This window comes from Dorea chungnamensis, assembly GCF_039832125.1.
GTDB lineage: Bacteria > Bacillota > Clostridia > Lachnospirales > Lachnospiraceae > JAFBIX01.
Map to the genome: position 1 here is coordinate 107805 of NZ_JBDOHT010000007.1, position 20144 is coordinate 127948.

General features: G+C 38.2%; 20 protein-coding genes and 1 pseudogene. 4 read left to right on the forward strand and 17 right to left on the reverse strand.

Annotation, left to right across the window (positions count from 1 at the left end; all coding sequences use genetic code 11):
* Window positions 1–15: 15 nt before the first annotated feature.
* The 4 genes from ABE613_RS08055 to ABE613_RS08070 all read right to left on the reverse strand — a co-directional run bounded on the left by ABE613_RS08055 (window position 16) and on the right by ABE613_RS08070 (window position 4800).
* Window positions 16–1065, reverse strand: a complete 1050-nt coding sequence (locus ABE613_RS08055; protein WP_347376121.1) for an NAD(P)-dependent alcohol dehydrogenase — start codon at window positions 1063–1065, stop codon at window positions 16–18.
* 97 nt (window positions 1066–1162) lie between these two features.
* Window positions 1163–2218 (reverse strand): sugar ABC transporter substrate-binding protein, encoded by a 1056-nt coding sequence (locus ABE613_RS08060; RefSeq protein ID WP_347376122.1) that lies wholly within the window; start codon window positions 2216–2218, stop codon window positions 1163–1165.
* Between the two features lie 69 nt (window positions 2219–2287).
* A complete protein-coding gene (locus ABE613_RS08065) occupies window positions 2288–3286 on the reverse strand; it encodes an ABC transporter permease (protein ID WP_347376123.1) in 999 nt (332 codons plus the stop codon).
* Entirely contained in the window at window positions 3286–4800 is a 1515-nt protein-coding gene (locus ABE613_RS08070) for a sugar ABC transporter ATP-binding protein (protein ID WP_347376124.1), read from the reverse strand. The genes ABE613_RS08065 and ABE613_RS08070 overlap by 1 nt, the downstream gene beginning before the upstream one ends.
* 348 nt (window positions 4801–5148) lie before the next feature.
* Between ABE613_RS08070 and ABE613_RS08075 the strand changes: the two genes are divergently transcribed.
* Both ABE613_RS08075 and ABE613_RS08080 read left to right on the forward strand, forming a co-directional pair.
* Complete coding sequence (locus tag ABE613_RS08075) at window positions 5149–6258, forward strand: ROK family transcriptional regulator (RefSeq protein WP_347376125.1); 1110 nt, start codon at window positions 5149–5151, stop codon at window positions 6256–6258.
* Between the two features lie 294 nt (window positions 6259–6552).
* A pseudogene (locus tag ABE613_RS08080) lies at window positions 6553–8198 on the forward strand (IS1182 family transposase).
* On the opposite strand, the gene ABE613_RS08085 reads toward ABE613_RS08080, so the two are convergent.
* From ABE613_RS08085 to ABE613_RS08105, 5 genes are all read right to left on the reverse strand, one after another.
* Window positions 8115–9221 carry a glycoside hydrolase family 172 protein gene (locus ABE613_RS08085; RefSeq protein WP_510182351.1) on the reverse strand — a complete coding sequence of 369 codons (1107 nt, stop codon included), beginning with the start codon at window positions 9219–9221 and terminating at the stop codon, window positions 8115–8117. The pseudogene ABE613_RS08080 and the gene ABE613_RS08085 overlap by 84 nt on opposite strands.
* 9 nt (window positions 9222–9230) lie before the next feature.
* The gene (locus ABE613_RS08090; RefSeq protein ID WP_173867693.1) at window positions 9231–10058 is read right to left on the reverse strand and encodes a carbohydrate ABC transporter permease; all 828 of its coding nucleotides are present in this window, start codon (window positions 10056–10058) and stop codon (window positions 9231–9233) included.
* The gene (locus ABE613_RS08095; RefSeq protein ID WP_173867694.1) at window positions 10055–10984 is read right to left on the reverse strand and encodes a carbohydrate ABC transporter permease; all 930 of its coding nucleotides are present in this window, start codon (window positions 10982–10984) and stop codon (window positions 10055–10057) included. The genes ABE613_RS08090 and ABE613_RS08095 overlap by 4 nt, the downstream gene beginning before the upstream one ends.
* A 61-nt stretch (window positions 10985–11045) precedes the next feature.
* Complete coding sequence (locus ABE613_RS08100; protein WP_173867695.1) at window positions 11046–12341, reverse strand: ABC transporter substrate-binding protein; 1296 nt, start codon at window positions 12339–12341, stop codon at window positions 11046–11048.
* A gap of 12 nt (window positions 12342–12353) precedes the next feature.
* The gene (locus ABE613_RS08105) at window positions 12354–13802 is read right to left on the reverse strand and encodes a GH32 C-terminal domain-containing protein (protein WP_347376126.1); all 1449 of its coding nucleotides are present in this window, start codon (window positions 13800–13802) and stop codon (window positions 12354–12356) included.
* Between the two features lie 275 nt (window positions 13803–14077).
* Between ABE613_RS08105 and ABE613_RS08110 the strand changes: the two genes are divergently transcribed.
* Together ABE613_RS08110 and ABE613_RS15175 are read left to right on the forward strand one after the other, a co-directional pair.
* Window positions 14078–15133, forward strand: coding sequence for a substrate-binding domain-containing protein (locus ABE613_RS08110; protein WP_173867697.1), 1056 nt, complete (start codon window positions 14078–14080; stop codon window positions 15131–15133).
* A 113-nt stretch (window positions 15134–15246) separates the two neighbouring features.
* Window positions 15247–15825: a DUF624 domain-containing protein gene (locus ABE613_RS15175; protein ID WP_226972267.1), complete on the forward strand. Its 579-nt coding sequence runs from the start codon at window positions 15247–15249 to the stop codon at window positions 15823–15825.
* Between the two features lie 123 nt (window positions 15826–15948).
* Here the strand turns inward: ABE613_RS15175 and ABE613_RS08115 are convergent, their stop codons facing one another.
* The 8 genes from ABE613_RS08115 to ABE613_RS08150 form a co-directional block, all read right to left on the reverse strand.
* Window positions 15949–16563, reverse strand: a complete 615-nt coding sequence (locus tag ABE613_RS08115) for a hypothetical protein (protein WP_173867699.1) — start codon at window positions 16561–16563, stop codon at window positions 15949–15951.
* A 7-nt stretch (window positions 16564–16570) separates the two neighbouring features.
* On the reverse strand, window positions 16571–16795 hold the full coding sequence (locus tag ABE613_RS08120) for an FtsW/RodA/SpoVE family cell cycle protein (RefSeq protein WP_347376127.1): 225 nt from the start codon (window positions 16793–16795) through the stop codon (window positions 16571–16573).
* A complete protein-coding gene (locus ABE613_RS08125; protein ID WP_347376128.1) occupies window positions 16792–17916 on the reverse strand; it encodes a permease prefix domain 1-containing protein in 1125 nt (374 codons plus the stop codon). The genes ABE613_RS08120 and ABE613_RS08125 overlap by 4 nt, the downstream gene beginning before the upstream one ends.
* 3 nt (window positions 17917–17919) lie before the next feature.
* Window positions 17920–18249, reverse strand: coding sequence for a PadR family transcriptional regulator (locus tag ABE613_RS08130; protein ID WP_173867701.1), 330 nt, complete (start codon window positions 18247–18249; stop codon window positions 17920–17922).
* A 124-nt stretch (window positions 18250–18373) separates the two neighbouring features.
* Complete coding sequence (locus ABE613_RS08135) at window positions 18374–18559, reverse strand: hypothetical protein (RefSeq protein WP_173867702.1); 186 nt, start codon at window positions 18557–18559, stop codon at window positions 18374–18376.
* Window positions 18550–18981 (reverse strand): ABC transporter substrate-binding protein, encoded by a 432-nt coding sequence (locus ABE613_RS08140; RefSeq protein WP_173867708.1) that lies wholly within the window; start codon window positions 18979–18981, stop codon window positions 18550–18552. Before ABE613_RS08140 ends, ABE613_RS08135 begins: the two co-directional genes overlap by 10 nt.
* Window positions 18982–19132: 151 nt before the next feature.
* Entirely contained in the window at window positions 19133–19513 is a 381-nt protein-coding gene (locus ABE613_RS08145) for a hypothetical protein (protein ID WP_173867703.1), read from the reverse strand.
* Between the two features lie 329 nt (window positions 19514–19842).
* Window positions 19843–19998, reverse strand: a complete 156-nt coding sequence (locus ABE613_RS08150) for a hypothetical protein (RefSeq protein ID WP_347376129.1) — start codon at window positions 19996–19998, stop codon at window positions 19843–19845.
* Window positions 19999–20144 lie beyond the last annotated feature (146 nt).

Consider the following 20144-nt stretch of genomic DNA (forward strand, 5'->3'; position numbering starts at 1 on the left):
TCTGTCTTACTTTATCTATTTTATTTTAATTACAGCTTTTACAAGATCTGTTTTATTGTTAATCGCTTCTTCAAACGCTTCCTGAATATGTTCCAGATCAAACTCATGAGTCACAATACCGTTTACATCGATTGCGCCGGCAGAAACAGCCTCAATTGCCTTCGGATAAATGTTTCTATAACGGAATACAGATTTGATGGTTGCCTCTTTATCCATAATCTGAGCAAAGTTGTAATTAATCTCTTCCTGCGCAGAAAGTCCGACAAGAGTAATCGTTCCTCCACGTTTTACGGCAAAAGCAGTCTGTGCAATCGTGATCGGAGAACCTGCTGTCTCGAATACTTTATCTGCACCTTTTCCACCTGTTAACCTTGCAATTTCTTCAAGCGCATTCACTTCTTTACTGTTAATTACATGAGTTGCTCCCAGTTCTTTTGCTTTCTCAAGACGTGCATCTACGATATCAGCAACGATAATATTTCCTGCTCCATGTGCTTTACAAGCAAGAAGAGTTACCAGTCCAATACATCCGGCTCCAAGAATCACTACGCTTTCACCAACCTGAACATCGCCTTGGTTTGCTGCATGGAATCCAACAGACAATGGTTCAATCAGACAGCCTTCTTTGGTTGTCATATTCTCGGGCAGTTTAAAACACATATTCTCCGGAAATGCAATGTACTCTTCATAACATCCCTGCACCGGAGGAGTTGCAAGAAATACTACATCCGGACAAAGATTATATTTTCCGGCTTTACAAAACTCACACTGCCCACATGTGATTCCCGGTTCAAGAGCAACCTTATCTCCAACCTTCAAGTCTTTTACGTTTGCGCCTACTTTAACAACAGTACCAGCACACTCATGACCAAGCATATAATCTTCTTCCAAATTAACTTTGTATGCTCCACAGTTTCCATGATGGAAATAATGAACATCAGATCCACAGATTCCAACATATTCAAGCTGTACAAGCACTTCCTTCTCTCCAACTTCTGGTACTTCGATTTCTTTAATAATCATTTTGTCTGTGCCTCTCATGAAAGCACCTTTCTGCATTTTCATATCTCGTCTCTCCTTTTTTTAATATGCCCAGCAGGAAACTCCTGCCAGGCATAAACTTCCGCTACAAGAATGACTAATCTGTTAACTTGTCCGTTTATTATTCGTCAATCTCACCATTCTCAATATACATCTTGATATATTCTTCTACGTTATCAATATTAATTTCAGGTGCATCGACAAAGTCGTTTACTTCTGTAATATCCATTTCACCAGATAATACTTTTGCTGCATATGCCATGTTCATTTTAGCAATATCATTTGCTCCCTGAAGAGCTGTACATGTAAGAAGACCATCTCTGATAAGTAGGCATCCCTGAGCTGTTCCGTCAACACCATAAGCATAGAATGTTGTTGTTCCGTCTGCTTTTACATATTCTTCATTTCCTTTGATTGCTTCGATTGCACCGGCTGCCATGTTATCGTTCATAGCGATGATTGCATCGATGTGTGTTCCTTTCTGAACCCATGCTTCCATAAGTGCCAGAGCTTCATCACTGTTCCAGTTTGCAAAATCTTCGCCAAGGATTGTTACGTCCGGACGCTCTGAAAAGAAATATGTATCCCATGCTTCTCTTCTCTTATCAGCATGATAGTTTCCTGAAGGTCCTTTTAATACTACAACATTAGCATTTTCCGGAATTTCTTCTACTGCACGTTTTGCACCAACAGCTGCCTGCTCTACAGGATCTGCATCGACTGTTCCAGTTCCTTCCATAACGTCTGTGCTATCAGAGCCGTCCAAGTCACCCTGATGTGTTGTTGGATTCGTTGTGATTACCGGGATACCTGCATCTACAAGCTGCTGTACATATGGAGCCTGTGCTGCATTGTTGTTAGACTGTACAATTACAAGGTCATATCCCTTTGTGATACAGTCCTCTAACAGCCCGTTTTCTGTGTTGTCGTCGCCTTCACCACTTACGCAGTCCAATGTGAAGATATCAGAGTACTCTTCTGCACTTTTCTTCATTTCGGACGTTAACCATGCTGCGAATGTGTCTGCACTGGCACGTGCTACAAAGCAAACTTTTTTTGTGCCGCCCTCTTTGCTTTCTCCCTCATCAGAGCTTTCACTGCTGCCAGAGCAAGCTGCTAATGAGCACACCATCATTACACATAATAATGCTGCCAGTAACTTTTTCATTTTCTTCATACTTTCTTCCTCCTTTTGAAAGATGTTCATTTATTTACACTTTTCGTGCACATATTTATTAACAAAGATTTACTTGACTTTTTGTTTCTTTTCACTATCATCTTTCTCTTCTTTAACGATGATAACTTTCTGGGATTTTTTTGATTTACTTACTACATCAAATGCGACTGCAAGTACAATGATCGTACCTTCGATTACCTGCTGAATGTAAGAGTTTACACCAATAAGGTTCATTACATTCTCAAGGAATCCGATAATAAACGCACCGGCGATTGTTCCGCTTACTGTACCAATGCCACCTGTAAATGATGTTCCACCAACGATAGCTGCCGTAAGACCTGTCATTTCATATCCGATAGCGCCGTTTGGAAGGCCGGCATTATTTCTTGCCATGAAGATCATACCTGCGATACCAACCAAAATACCATTGATAATATAAGATGTATAAATACTCTTCTTAGAATTAATACCACTTGCCTCTGCTGCACTTCTGCTTCCGCCAATTGCGTAAATTCCTCGACCATATCTTGTATTATTGACAATGTACCAGATTACAATTGTAATCAGAATAATAAGTATTACCGGAATTGGAATCGGTCCTACCATTCCCTGTCCAATTTTTACATAGTCCCCAAGCTGCAGAATATTCTGTCCGCCTGTATAATAAAGAGCAATACCTCTGGCTGCCTGCTGCATACCTAATGTAGCGATAAATGCCGGAACATTAAAATTTGCAACAAAAACTGCATTAATCAGGTTACATACTACCGCAACAGCAATTGCAACTGCAAATGCTGCAGCCATGGATCCGGTACTCTTAAACACAGATACTGAAAGAACACCCGATAAAGCTAATACTGAACCTACTGACAGATCAAGGAATCCGCTGACAATCAAAAGCATTTCACCGTAAGCAATCAGAATACCTACACACAACTGTCTGCTGACATTAATCAGATTACTGTACTGTAAGAAATATGGGCTGATAAAGCTACAAACAATAAACAAAATTACCAGTACAATGTAAATACTAAATTTTTGTAAATAATATGATTTTTTCTGTTTCATTACTCTACTCCTTCTAACCTTTGGTCAATTAATCCGGTTGCATGCTTCATAATTGTTTCCTGAGAAAACTCTTCTTTGTTGATACATCCGGAGATTCTACCCTGGCACATAACATAGATTCTGTCACACATACCAATAAGCTCCGGCAACTCAGAAGATACCATGATTACCGCTTTGTCCTCTTTTACGATCTCTGTCATCAATTTATAAATTTCAAATTTTGCCCCAATATCAATACCTCTTGTAGGTTCATCCAGAATCATGACTTCCGGATCGCAAAGCATCCATCTTGCCAAAAGAACTTTCTGCTGATTACCACCAGAAAGCTTTGAAATTTCCGTATCCAGAGAAGGAGTCTTTACGTTCATTTTCTCGAACATAGATGTTACATCTTCTAATTCTTTCCCTTTATGCGTATATCCTCCATATATGTACTTTTCCAAAGATGCCAGAGTAGCATTTTCCGCAACACTTCTTACAGGAACAATTCCATCGTCACGTCTGCTCTCTGAAAGCATGATCAACTTCTTCTTGATACTGTCCTGAGGGTTTTTGATCTGTACTTCTTTTCCATCAATGAAAACCTGTCCTTTCGAATGCGGATCCAGACCAAATACTGCTCGCATTGTTTCTGTACGTCCTGCGCCTACAAGTCCTGCAAACCCTACGATTTCACCCTTACGTGCATAAAAATTAATATCTTCAAATATACCTTCCTGTGAAAAGTTCTTTACTTCGAGTGCTTTTTCACCAATCTTAACATCTTCCTTTGGATACACATTAGAAAGCTGTCTTCCTACCATTCTGGAAATAACCGTATCAAGGTCAAGATCCTCAGCCCGGTCAGTAGAAACAACTGTTCCGTCACGTAATACGGTAATGTCATCTGCAATCTGGAATACTTCTTCCATCTTATGAGAAATGTAAATAATAGAAACGCCCTTTGCTTTCAACTCAGCAATTTTATCAAATAACTGCTTAACCTCTTTTTCGCTGATGGAAGATGTCGGCTCATCCATAATAACAATTTCTGCATTATTGGTAATTGCCTTAATGATTTCCAGCATCTGAATATCTGACACCGTCAATTCTTTTAACTTTTGCTCAGGCTTATATGGTAATTTTTCATCTGCCAAAAACTGCGCTGCATCTTTTTTTACCTTCTTCCAATTTACCTTTCCGAACTTATTAACTGGAAGACGTCCTAAAAACAGGTTTTCTGCCACGGACAGTTCCGGCACATAATTCAATTCCTGTGCAATCATGGAAATGCCCATTTCTCTCGCCTGTATAGGGTTCTTGATACTTACCGGTTTTTCATCAATGTAGATCTGTCCCTTATCCGCCTGATAAAGACCCATGATAATTTTCATTAATGTAGATTTACCGGCACCATTTTCTCCACAAAGAGCATGCACCGTACCTTTACGTACCGAAAACTCAATGTTACTAAGAGCTTTTACACCCGGAAATGATTTCTCGACTCCGGATACTCTCATCTTAATCTCCTCCATAACTAGCCTCCTCTCCTTTTTTCTTTTTCTTTAATACAAGTGTACATCCGACCATCACTTAAGTCAATATTTTCATTAAAGTTTATTTCTTTTGCACATTTTTATTATTATGAATTTATGCACTATGTATAATTTATACTTCTTTTTGTCATTATTATGCTATTTTTTTAACAATTCTTTCGTAATTATTTTTATTTATATTCTTATTTTAATCTTTGTACAAAACTTACTTTTATAGTTTTTTTATGAATGTATCTTTTTCCCAACAACACATTGACGTTTTTCCGCAAATATTCTATTGTATACATATATAAATTACGAATTATTCAAAAAAGGAGGGAAGTCTTCTTGACTGACGAATTATGCAAAAATAAATACTCTGGAGATATTTACCGTATCATCTATCACGAAAAGCAAAGTTCCCGACAAAATATAGCCTCCGCATTAGGTCTTAGCCTTCCTACTGTTACCAACGTGTTGAATGTCTTAAAAGATAATGGTTTTATCTACAATGCCGGCTCATTTAGTTCCACCGGCGGAAGAAAAGCCAATATATTAAGCTGTGTTCCAAACGCACGATATTCTATAGGAATAGACATAACTAAAAATCACCTGTCCATCGCTATCATCGATCTGGATATTAATCTGATCGTTCAAAAGCGAATTCGTTATCGTTTCGTGGACTCTGATGAATATTATGAATACATCTCCCAGGAACTGGAACAGCTGTTAGACATGCATTCTATTCCAAGAAATAAATTGCTGGGCGTCGGAATATCCATGCCTGTAATTTTTAATTCAGATAACAAAAGTATTTTTTATGCTACTGTTATCCAGACCTTTCCAGGAATTTATGACAGAATCGAAAAACATCTGCCATATCCTTTCTTATTATTTAATGATGCCAATTCTGCCGGGTTGGCGGAAAGCTGGAATTCCGACTCCAACCAGGCAATGCTCTACCTTTCATTGAGCAACAGTGTTGGTGGTGCTACGATGAACGGAAAATATATCTCCGTAGGTAATAACCATCGTGCTTCCGAATTCGGTCACATGTGTATCATTCCAAACGGTAAGAAATGTTACTGTGGACAACGCGGATGTCTCGATGCATACTGTTCTGCTCTTATTTTGTCTGATTTTTGTGATGGGAATTTGAAGGCATTTTTCGAAGAATTAGATACGAACACTGGTTATCAACGCGTATTCGATGACTATTTGGATCATCTTGCCATAGGCGTAAATAACCTTCGTGTATGTTATGATTATGACATTGTTCTCGGAGGATATGTAGGTGCATATATGACCGATTATATTGATATACTGAAAGAAAAAGTAGCCAAACGGAATCCTTTCGAAAAAAATGCGGATTTTATTCATGTATGTCACTATAAAACAGAAGCGTCTGCAGTAGGAGCTGCTATTTATTTCATTGATCAATTTGTCCAGAGTATGTAAATAGTCTTGTCTGCATACTTTCACATTTGTCTGGGACTTTATTTACAGTTTAAAGCCGCGAGAGTGTGAAAAGCATCTGCTGGAAGCAGCATAAAAACTGCCCGGCATAACGCCGGGCAGACAGACTGTAGACAAAGTCCCGGATGATAGTCCGGGCTTTTCTTATGTTTTAGTTATCCACAATTCTTTTTTAGAGAATTAATTTATCAAGGAAAAAGTGTATGTTATCCACGCGATAGTTTTATGTTGTCTATTCCCTTCATGGTATAATAATCTTAACAGGAGGGATTGCTTATGATGACAAGAGATGCTGATAAAAAAAGAGAACAAATGCTCATGTTTTGTATGGATGACATGGTTCCTAGAGACCATCTTCTCCGAAAAATTGACAAAGCAATTGACTGGAACTTTATTTATGACTTAGTAGAAGATAAGTATTGTGCAGACAATGGACGACCAAGTTTGGATCCTGTCTTATTAATTAAAATCGTATTTATTCAGTATCTTTATGGGATTCGAAGTATGCGCCAGACAATCAAAGAAATTGAAGTAAATGTTGCTTACCGATGGTTTCTGGGTCTTGATATGTTAGATGGAGTCCCTCATTTTTCAACGTTTGGGAAAAATTATACACGCCGGTTTAAAGATACTGATCTGTTTGAACAGATTTTTTCGCATATCTTAGAAGAATGTATGAAACATCATCTAGTGGACACTTCTGTTATTTTTGCAGATGCTACTCACGTAAAAGCTTGCGCAAACAGCAAAAAAATGAGAAAGCGGATTGCAAAACAAGAAGCTCTCTGGTATGAGGAAGAATTACAAAAAGAAATCAATGAAGATAGAAAAGCACACGGAAAAAAACCTTTAAAAGATAAAGATGATCATAACCAAACTCCACCTTCTACAGGAGGCGGGAATCCTTCTAATGAAGAAGATGCCCTCCCGGAAGGAGCAAAAACACAAAAAAGCAGCACAAGTGACCCAGACAGTGGGTGGTTTCGTAAAGGAGAACATAAACATGTTTTTGCATATGGGATTGAAACCGCTTGTGATAAACATGGCTGGATTCTGGGATATTCCATTCACCCTGGAAATGAACATGATAGCCGGACATTCAAGACACTTTATGACAAGCTACTATCATATCATCCGGAAATGATGGTCTTGGATGCAGGATATAAACCCCCGGCAATCGCACATCTTTTGATAGAAGACCAGATTGAACCATTGTTTCCATACAAATGCCCGCAAACAAAAAAGGATTCTTCAAAAAATATGAGTATGTATACGACGAATACTATGATTGCTATATATGTCCGGAAGGAAAAATCCTAACATATTCTACCACAAATCGAGAAGGTTATAGAGAATATAAAAGCAACTGTATGGATTGTAAAAACTGCCCTAGCCTTTCAAAATGTACCGAAAGCAAAGAGCATGTAAAAATAGTAACACGTCATATATGGGCAGAGTATTTAGAAAAATGTGAGGATATCCGTTATACCATAGGGAACAAAGAAATCTATGATTTACGTAAAGAAACCATAGAGCGGATTTTCGGAACCGCAAAAGAACAACATGGTTTTCGATATACACAATATAAAGGAAAAGCGCGAATGGAAATGAAAGTCGGGCTTACATACGCATGCATGAATTTAAAGAATCTGGCAAAAATCCTGGCAAAAAAGGAGCAGAAAGCATATGATATGTTGCACTCTTTAATAAAAGAAACGAGAAATTCCATTCATACAGAAAAGTTGGTGCTGGAGTTAAACTCCAGCACCAACTTTGTCTACAGTCTGAAAGCCGCCCGATCGGGCGGCTTAAACTTCAATGGTAATATAGTTGGATTTTTATCTTGGCCATCTTTTTTCTTTATCCATCAGTTTTGCAAATTCCTGATGTGGTTCACTCTGGTACCAGTATGCTACACTTGATACATCATCCTGACGTTCAAACAATCCATTGTATCCCACACCAATCTGTTGCACTGTCACTTTTAGATCACGCTCAAAGAAAATCGGATCCATGACATGCCAGCGATAAAATCCCCTCATTGGCGGACAGTCATCATTGTGATAAGGATTATGTATCAGTTCATCATGATTAGAATAATAAGGGTACCCAAGATACGGCGTACTGTAAGTGTGTTCTACCGTTCTGCCATTTTCCTGTGAAGCAAAACTCCATGATCCCCCAAAGTAATCTTCCATACCGGTGCCGCAAATAGTAGGATACTCTTTATCTCCATCAATATAAAACTTCACTTCTCCTTCTCCCCACCAATATCTCTGAAGGGTCGATAACGCAATATACGTTCCTATATACTGCCCGCATCCTTTGATTTCATCAATAATCACATAATCCTTCCCTAGCTCTGTAATTGCCTGTCTTCTCCAACTGGCGTGGAAATATGAAGTTTGTTCCGGCAAATCATCATACAAGCAATAATCTATCTGATAGAAAAATGCCGGAATAGGATTCGCATGCTGATTTTCCAGAGTAATCTTTGCCTTTTTTCGAAAAGGCATCTGGAAATATGAATTTAATCCTCTGGATGGAACAACCGTAATTGCGCTGGAGTTTACAAAGCATTCCTGTCCGAATCCGCAGCAGAAGAAATCTCCCAAAGGGACTTCCACCGATGGTGTTTTCTCTTCATCCCAATACATTCTCAACACCAAATCTCTTAGTACAAAACAATCACCTTCTGTGGTTTTGTTATCCACTGTAATCCAAATATGATCAATCACGCCTGGTCCATCAATTTCACCCAATACTACTGTCTCGCCAGACTGCACATCTTTCAGGCAGGGGCTTCCTTTTCTGGACGGGCCAAGATGGCTTGCTGCCATGCCACCTTTTCCCTTTTCTCCGCTTCTGTTTTCTGCATTAATCGCTCTGCTTTTTCCTCTTGTAAGATACGGAAGTGTCCCGATACCTCCTGGTAGCCACATCATTTTCTCACCCTAGCCTTTCGTTGCACCCATTGTCATACCTGCTGTTACCCATTTATTAAGTGAAAAATAAATTATTAGCGGTGGGAGAATAGAAATAGCTATTGCCGCAAACGTGGAGCCCCAGTCTACATTTCCAAAAGCCCCTACATAATCTTTCAATCCCATGGCAACTGTTTTCGCATTCGTTTCACTAATAAATGTATTTGCAAATATGAAATCATTCCATATTAATATACTGTACATAGACGCAATTGTAATAACTGTATTTCTTGCTAACGGGAAAACGATCTGTATAAATGTTCTAAACGGCGAACATCCATCAACAATTGCCGCTTCAATAAGTTCATTCGGCACAAATTCATAAAAGCTGACAAACATCATAACAGATAAAGGTAATGCAAATCCGACCTGTGGTAAAACCAGAGACATACTCGTATTTAGGATTCCAACATTACTATAAAATATGAATAGCGGAATTAACGTAATCTGTACAGGGACCATAATTCCAAATGTGAAAAAGGAATAAATTTGTTTTTTCCCTCTCATTCTGAATTTAGACAATGCATAACCAGCGGTTGAGCTTAACACCACAATTAAAATCAGAGAAAGTCCTGTTACCTTCAAGCTATTCCACATATACATACCGATTTTTCCATCTGACAATACGTTTACAAAATTTTCAAACGTAACCGTCTTAGGAAAAGCAAACGGTTCACTTGCGAGCTCCACAGTTGGCTTTACACTTGCAATAAACAGCCAGATAACCGGATAAATCTGTATTACCAGAAACACTAGAATTAAAATGACAAATACAATTTTTATTACATTCTTTTTCATCTGACAGCCCTCCTTTGTCTGCGACGCTCTTTCTCCATCTTTCGCTCTTCTTTCTCTTCCTTCGATGTAAACAACTTGCGCAGAGTATATACTACGAGAATGCTCTCTATAATAATAAATACAGCCAGGGCACTACCATATCCATATTGATTGCTGGAAAATGCTTTTTTATACATATATGTAGACATCAGTTCACTCGCATTTCCCGGGCCGCCGCTTGTCAAAAGGAACGGAATATCAAAACCTCTAAGTGCACCAGTCAGGCACATGGTAAGTGTCAAAAGAATAATATCTTTTATCAATGGAAGTTTTATTTTAAACAATATCTGCATTTCACTTGCCCCGTCTACCTTTGCAGCTTCATATACCGATGGATCAAGCGATACTAATGCTGCATAAAAAATAACCATATACATTCCTGTAAATCTCCATCCTTCCGGTATGGATACTGCCGCCAATACCGTTCCTACATCTGCAAGCCATGATGTTACCATCCCCCCAAGACCTACCGCTTCAAGGAACTGATTCAAAAGTCCCATCGGTTCTACCGAATACATGCTTCTAAAAAGCTGTGTGATTGCCACTGTTGTTATAATGCACGGAACATAATACAACGTCTTCACCAGTGTTACATACTTCGTCATATAAGTAAGTAAAATTGCAAAGAAAAGTCCGATCGACAACTGCATACCAACAACAATCAGCAGATAAATCAAGTTATTGATAAAGGCTGTATAAAAAACAGGATCATGAAACATCTTTACGTAATTGTCCAAGCCAACAAATACCTTGTCGCCAATACCTCCCCATTCCATAAAGCTAAGTCGAATGGATTCTACAATTGGATAGAACACAGTAAATATATAGAATAACAGTCCCGGAAGCAAAAATGCAAAGAACGCTTTTTTATTTCTTATTACTCCCATAGTTTCCTCCTACCATTAATATATAATGTCCGAGGGTGTATACACGCCCCGGACATTTTGTTTATTTTGCATTTGCTGCAATAGAATCATCTATTAATTTGCAAAAATCTTCTACAGATAAATCACCAGATGCCAGAAGCAATAAATTATCCTGCATAACTGTATTAGTGTCAGCATCAAGATATGTATCCCACGGTTTCAGGAAATTCTCACCGGTATTCTGCATATCTTCCTGAATTCTGAGATAAAGATCTGAATAATCAACTTCATCAGAAAGCTCAGCTTTGATAGGTGTCATCTGCTGTTTCGCAGCATACATTTCTCCATAGTGATCAATTACGTATAACACAAAATCCTTTGTTTTCTCATCAAAAGTTTCTGCATTGAACGCCATTCCAATTCCTGAGTTTACACAAAATTCATTTTCTTTTGTCGTTGCATCATCGGTCATCGGCAAATAGAAATAATCAATTTTTCCCTCTGCATATGCATCTTGCATAGCTGCAATCTCCCAATCGCCAATATAATACATTGCAGATTTTCCATCGAGGAACATAGACTGTGCAGTTGCATAATCTGTAGCTGCAAAACCATCGTTAAAATACTGGCCGATCTCTTTCATGAACTCCGCTGCTTTTATACCTGTTTCACTATTCATCTTAGCCTTACCGTCACGAAGGTTAATAATAAAATCGTTGCCAGATTCTCTAAATGGCAACATTGCCAGATATCTTTGTACCGGCCAACGGTCAACACCATCTACAGAAATAGGTGTAATTCCATTATCACTTAATGTCTTACATACATTTAACCATTCATCCATTGTTTTTGGTGGTGTTAAATTGTATTGATCAAAAATTTCTTTATTGTACCAAGTCATTTCTACATGGTATTCTAATGGAAGTGTATACATAGAACCATCTGTAAATTCCTGATACTTCAATGCAGTTGGATAGAATTTGTCATATCTGTCATTTTCCTGTAAGAAAGCTTTGACATCTACCAGTTTACCTGCGTCTACCAATTCCTTGCAATATGGATCTGCATCAATGTCAATAATATCCGGCATATTATTGCCTGCAATCAAAGTTTTCAATTTCTGAAGATATGACGGTCTGTCTGCAGTTGTCTCAATCTCGATTTTCCATTTGCCCCCCTGCTCTTTGCTATACTGGTCTGCAATCTCTCTCATAACCTGATCAATTTCACCATCAACAGGTCTGGATGTCATCCATTTTACAGTTGTAACCCCATCTTCCGAGCTTTCCCCGCCGGTCTCTTTCTTTGCTCCACATCCGACTACCAGCGAAACTGCCATGCAAGCCACCAGTAATACACTTACTAATCTCTTTTTCATTTTCTTCCTCCTTTACTTTACCTTTAATTTAAAATTGCTTATTTTGACACACCCCTGTACTACATAAACTCCGGCATATCCGTCTTTATGATCATACATTCTGGTGGACATTACTACTTCATCATTAATATACACAATACAGATATCTTCCTCTCGAATTATCAATATGTGATAATCTGTTCCTTTCGGAAGTCTCCTGGCTGTTTCAATCTGGTAAGGAACATCTCCTTTGATTTGCCATTGATACTTTCCCTGATGATCTCTTGGCCACATGTCCCATGCCATTTCTTTTTTTCGTGGATTCATCCGCAAAAAATATCCTTGTTCCATATCTTTATCCACATGAAGCGCTATTCCAAATTCATGAGCCTGTTCTACATGAACATCCAGTTCGATTGAAAAACAATCATGTGGAATCTCATATAATCCTGCGCCCAATGTCTGACTCATCACATCAACTGCATTTTTTTCTTTATACAGCTCGCAATTGTAAGAGGTTATTTGTGTTATTTCATTTTCTTTCGTATAGTAATCTCTTACTCCGGGAATTACTTTTACTTTTAAAGCTCCTGTGGCCTGGTCCTGAACCAGCTCATGAAACACCATTGTTCCGCCCCATTCCCAAGGTCCAAAATCACAGTTTCCATACTTGCTTGCAATCCATCCAAAAGCATAACGATGTTCACCGTCAGAAGCTGTTTTAATCGCATAATCTGCTCTCGTATCAAACACATCATCTTCTGGTATCATCCATGGCCCGTCCAAACTCTTTGCAATACGGTAATGAGTTGTAAAACAGTCCGAAAATGTAGAATATACAAGATACCAGTACTCTCCCATCCGGAAAACTTCCGGACATTCCATTGTCACATACATCTGTGGCGCATAAAATGGTTTTTCGTACGACCAGTTTATCAAGTCTTTCGATTTGCACAGTGCAATACATCCGCCTCGCAGCGCTCCACTGTCTTTCAATCTGGATGCCAGTAACATCCAATAACATCCATCCTCTTCATTCCAGAAAACAAACGGATCTCTCCAGTCAAATTCTTCATACAAAACCCCATCCGCGACAAACAGAAAATCTTCCATTGTTTCCAGATGCTCCAAATCAGATCCTGTCGCCTGCATCACAGACTGAATGCTTTTTCCGTTTATTTTAAACTTCTCATTATATGCTGTATAAAATGCATGATAAATACCATTTGAGTCTTTTATTACTGACCCCGTATAAGCATTCTTGTTCGGTCTGTCATCAGCACCTCTCCGAATGGATTCTCCTTTGTAATCCAAATTCACAAAATCTTTGGTTGTAACAAGATGCCATGTTGTTTCCTCTGCATATTCTTTATCTTTAATGCGAGGATCATGCAGATAAAATCCGTAAAAGGTACCGTCTTCCCAGTACGGAATCAGATCTCCTACCCATGCATCTTTTGGTTGATAGAATAATTTTTTCATACTCGCCTTCCTTTTTGCACTAAATGCACGATTATATGCATTTCTTTTTCCTGTTTATCTTGCATTTATAATACATCAATCGTGCATTTTTTTCAATACTATTTGTGCATTTCTGATTTTTTCCATCTTTTAGACATAATATTTTTATTGGTTTTGTACATTATATACAGTATTTTTCTTCATTTTTATGCATTTCGTGCGTTTTCTATTTTTTGCATTATTGTATCTTTTCATATTCAGCATATGATGTTACAATATATGCAGGAGGTAGCAACATGAAATGCACAATCAAACAATTATCAGAAGAACTACAACTTTCCAGAAACACCGTAGCAAAAGCTCTCAAAAATAGTGATGAAGTATCTCTTAAAACGAAACAATTAGTTGTAAAAAAAGCACAGGAACTAAATTATAAAAATATTGATGAGGAATTACTCAGTAGCATAAATGCAAGATCTGTTGACGAGCCTGCTACTCTCAACAATGGATCTATTATGTTTCTTACACGTACATATGCCCCTGATTCCGAATTTTGGACCACCGTATTAACTGGCATTGAAAGCATTTTGTCCAGCGCAAATTATCATCTTGTTATAGGCATTATGTCAGAAAATGATTTAAACAATCTTGAATTTCCTTCCGCATTAAAGGACCCATCCATAAAAGGAATTATTATTGTGGAAATATGTGACGAAGCCGTTTGTGATGCACTTACTAAATACAATTTACCAATTGTATCTGTAGATTTGCCCAGAAATGATACCATGTCATTAGAAAATATAGATGTCATAACGATGGAAAATAAAAAAAATATTTATCGAATTGTTGACCACCTTATCGAGAATGGAGCCAAACGTTTCAGCTTCATTGGTGACTTATTCTCAAAAAATGTAGGGCGAGGGTTCGAAGAACGTTACGAAGCTCTTTGCGAAGCTCTTGCCAACAATCATCTTGAACTCGATTCCAGATGCAGCCTTCTTCATGAGACGTCAGATGCATTCCGAGATTTTCAATTTGTCGTAAAAAAAATCCAGGATATGCCATCCCTTCCAGACGTATTCATTTGTGGAAACGACTGGACAGCCATCCAGCTCATGTATGCTTTACAATTTCTCGGCTATCAGATACCAAAAGATGTAAGCGTCGTAGGATTTGACGATATCCCCGCTTCTGAGCGCATTATACCGGCACTCACTACGATTCATACACCGAAGAAATACTTAGGGATTGCAGCAGCCAGACAAATGTTGGAGCGAATCCAATTTCCACACTCACCTCGTGTTTATTCTGAATATAAAACAGAATTGATTATCCGGGATTCCACAAAGTAAGCATCTGACAATTACGTGAACACACAAAAAACAATTCAGAAAGGACAAACATTTTGGAACGTTTATTTAATGTCGACAGTAAATTATTTCTTTTTATAAACAAAATTGTAGATTTGGTAATTTTAAATTTATTATTTCTAATTACCAGCCTTCCAATAATCACCATCGGTGCCTCTTTAAAAGCTCTTTGCGAAACTGCTCTTCGTCTCGTGAACAATACTGAGTCATACATTGTGCGCAATTATTTTACCGCATGGAAAAATGCTTTTAAACGCAGCACTGTTTTGTGGATATTCGTATTGATTTCTGCCTGCATTTGTGGTGCTGATCTTAAAATCCTCCCGCTTATGCCTTATACCACGATAAAGCTGTGTCTGGCAGCGATCCAATTCACTATTCTATTTTTATTATATGGAATCATGCTTTTTTATAACTTTATTTCGGATACTTACTTTCAAAATTTTAGTCAAACACTTAAAATTGCACTTTTTCTTTCATTAAAATATTTGCCCTATACACTTTTATGTATATGCATTACTATGCTTCCATTCACTTTGGCTATACTGTTTCCTCAGATAAACCACTGGATTTTATCATGTTTTGTCACTATCGGGTTCTCCTCTACAGCTTATTTACATGCTCTAATTGTAAATAAGGTAATTGTAAAAATCAAATTTTCAAACCCAAGTTAGAACAATATGTTCAAAATCATCTGCTATGCATATTCCTATAAAGATTAGGGAGAGGTGTGATTCGTTCGAGTCACACCTCTCCCTAATCAAGACTGTTTATTTCCCGACAGTCCCTTAAATGCATTAATCATAATGAAACTGAGCTGTTACATATGGTAAGATCAGTCCTTTGAGACACTGTGGTCCGTATTGAGCAGCATATCGAATCAGGATTTCGTCCAGATACTTATCTTCATCCCCTGCCACATAGAGTTTTTTTCGAATTTCTCTTTCCTCTTTAAATTCATAATGAGAATCTGCTGCCCCTTCCTCATCAAGTGAAAACTTATCCAATCTTCCGTCTTCCCCGATAAATACAGACAGGAAGTAATATCTCTCTGCATCCAACTGAATGATTAATCGCCATTTTTTCAATGAAACATCATGATAAACGCAACGTTCTCCGATTCCATCTCTTCGCTCTTTTCCGGCAAAAGTCTGTATATACGCAAGATCATACTCTCGGTAGTCATTTTTATCCCTGTATACATTCAGCAAAATGCATGGACGTATCATAAAATCGCTATGAAAGATATTTCTTCCATGAAAACCAATCTCTCCGTTAGGAAAAACAGCTTTTGGATAAATATTGCCATATTCATAAGGCATGCCCGAGGCACTAAGTAATTTCCCGCAATTCCTGTCACATTCCGGCAATAGCCACCAGCCTGTATACGCTTCATCTCCGAGCCAACCCATTCCATCATTATAACGATACTCTACTTATAATCCTGTTTTTATTCTGGCGAATCCTGACATGCTGCGGATAAACATTTTTATATCTGTATATGCTCAGCACAATACCCATTAGTCCATAAGAAACAATAATATAACTTCCTCCTGCAGATAAAAATGGCATAAATGTCGCTGCCGGTGGAAATGCTCCTACATTTTCCAATACATTTATCAAAAAGCTTACAAGAAATATCATTCACATCCACATCCCATCATCATACCCAACTGGTTCTTCTGCCTCATGGCTGTATGAAAAACAGTAAGAATCAACACGGCTAAAATGCAGCATATAAGAATCGCCGCGAGCATTCCATACACAGATGATAAATAAACCAATATATAATCTGCATTATACGCAGGCAACATTTCCGTTACATCCACCCCGCTGTTTCCCGCAAATTTATTTACTGTCAATAAAGAACGCAATGTCGCTGTAAGATAACTGACATCTCCACTATTAGAAAAAACTGCCTGTATACGTGCCTTCTGATAGGGTGCGAAAGCATTTCCCAAATACATCATAAGGAAAACTGCAGCTGGCATAACCATGAAAATCTCCCAAAGTCCGCCCATTGCTTTTTTCTTCTGTACAACAAACCAGTCCTTCTGAATCGCGATTGTCAACATCACAAGCATAGATATCAGCATCAGACCGGCTGTCATCATTGCCGGCATCCGCAAAACCAAAACAACCGGTATCACCATCCATACAATTGCTTTTAGCAATCCTGTATAACCAGATCCATGATATTGATATATGACACCTCCATATATCGGAACATAAAACAGCATCAATGCCGGTATGGATACAGACCCTCCCCCTATAATTATGAAATATCTCATACCATTTACCTTACATCCAAAATACAAGGTCAGTAAGCACATCGCTAATAATATGACTGCAATCACCTTGGAAAATCTTGCTAATAATGTATAATCCAAAAAGTACAGGAAAATCATGACTGCAATTCCCACCATGACATGAATCACGTATCTTCCGGAAACAGACGCATCTCCCTCATTGATATGTCTGGCAATCATGATATGTGTCAAAATCCCGGCAACGCTAAGCAGGATAACCATAACCAGAAGCTTCCATGCAATCTGTGGTTTATGAATACGATCAAGGGAAATCCCCGTTTCGACCGGATCTCCCATATCTCTGACAGCCTCTTTTTCTGCACGCTCACGGTCCATTCCGGCATGCATGTTTTCCGCAATCTGATCTTCTATATGATCCTGCAATTCCTGTCGGATATAAGGTCGTGCCTTCTTACAGCGAATCTGTTCCAGCAATGTCTTTAAATATTCATCCATCCATTACACCTCCAATGCAAGAACACTCGATACTGCTGCAGAATACTCTTTCCATTCTTCCGTTTTCTTTTCCAGAAGCGTTCTGCCCTGTTTTGTCAGACTATAATACTTTCTGGTCTTTCCTCCGGCTTCCTGCTCGTATACCACCAACAATCCTTTCTCTTCAAGACTGTGAAGCAGTGGATACAGTGTTCCGGCCTTCAATTCAAACACGTTCTGAGATTTCCGGCGTAATGTATCTATCATCTCATAGCCATACATGTCCTTTTCAGACAGCAGTTTCAAAATAAGCATCGTCATACTTCCGGAAACTAATGATTTTTCAATAGCCATAAACTTCACCCTCCTTATATAGGCAATCTATATATCGGTTACCTATATAATATGAGAACAAACATTATTTGTCAAGACTTTTTATCATACGTTTCATTGTCCCAAATCAGATTGGTCGGGCAACTTATGGATATTCATATTCAAAAGATGCTTTGTCTGTTTCAAAATCAAAAACAGGACTTCCGTTTTTATAAAAACGATACAAGGCTCTGCAGGCTGCTCCTTCCCGAATGGTTCTTTCCATATTTCCTGCCATCGGAGCTTTCAGGGAACACTTTATACTTTCCAGCAAGCGGACTTCTAATTCCATGTTCCCCTGTACAATCCGAATCTTCCCATTTTGAATCTGCACCACTTTTGCTCCCAGATAAGTAGCCAGCCAGGCTTCGAAAGAAGCGTCAAATCTGCATTCTCTTCCACGACCTGAACAGATTCGCCCTTCAAATCCATGGCTATATCAATCTCCCCTGTCTGGAGAGCATTGGCTGCCTGTGTAGAGTCCGTAATAACTTTAAAAATCAAAGTGTCAATATTCGGTTCTTCCATCCAGTAATCAGTATTTTTCTTAAGAACTGTCTGTTGATCAATTTCAAATGAATCCATAGTGAAAGGTCCTGTACCTATAAGGTGGTTACCAAACTCTTCTCCCCAGCCTTCAACCTCATCTTTTGGAATAATAACATTACCCGCATCAGTTAAAACTGTAAGAAAAGAAGAGTTGGCAGTCTTCAGTGTGTTTCATCCATGTGCCTACCTCCTTGCCATAATTATACTGAATTATTTTTCATTTTCAAAGCACAATTCTGTTTCTCTGCTTCCAGTAAATCTCTTTTGTATAGGCTCTCTCATATGATAACCTCGTAATTTTTTTTAAAATTCATTGCTAACGTATTCTATCAAGATGTTCCTGAACTTCTTCCATCGTATAGACTCTACCTTTTGAAATATCCTCCTCGGCCATTTCCAATTCTTTTTTTAACCACTTTTCATACGCTTCTGCTGCAATTTGTTTGTTATAAGGCTCAAGTTCTTCAAATAAATATGCTTGAAAACCATATTGACTGGAAACTTCTTTTAGAAATACCATAGCACCGTATGATTTCATTTCCCCTCTGATAAAAGTGTACATTTTTCCTTTTTCAAGATTATATTCAAAAAGAATAGTTCCATCGCCCAGATAATCATGTTCGTTTTCGACACATCTTATTTTTCGGACATTAGGATTGAATACATTAACTGCTGTTATTTCTTCTACTGATTTCATAATTAAATCCCCTTATCTTTTCTAATGAAATGAGAATTCTTCTTTGATGCAAAGCGTCATATAAAAATGTCTTTTCTCTGCGGTTTTGTCTTGGACATAATCGGAAAATGATAGCTCCGACTAATTTGTATCAGCAGTGCTGACACAAATTCCTCATCACAGCAAGTCTCATAAAATTTCTTCATGCTATATAAGCCACGTCTGATAAATTCCTGTTGGCTCACCGGATACTTCTGCTGTTTCTAAACTAGAGCTTCCCTGCTGGGTTACCATCCAAACATAAAACCATTTAAATCTTCAAAGGCCTTCTTTAACTGATTATTTTCTTCCTAGGCAATAACCTTCTCAATAAAAAGGCCATCACCTTCAGTAAATTCGGCATTAATGTCATATGACTTTTGCACCAGATTATACAAGCGTTTGCTCTTTGCAGAATTATGATTCATACAGTATTCTTCAATTATAATTCTTGAATATTCGTCCACTTTATCCCTTCCACCTTCACTTAAACACATAGATTCCTTGTATGTTTTATCATATCAAAAAACCCACAAGTTCACAATGAACTTGTGGGATAATCATAGTACTTATAAACCACCGGCTACTATTCAAACTCCTTTGCGGACTGCGT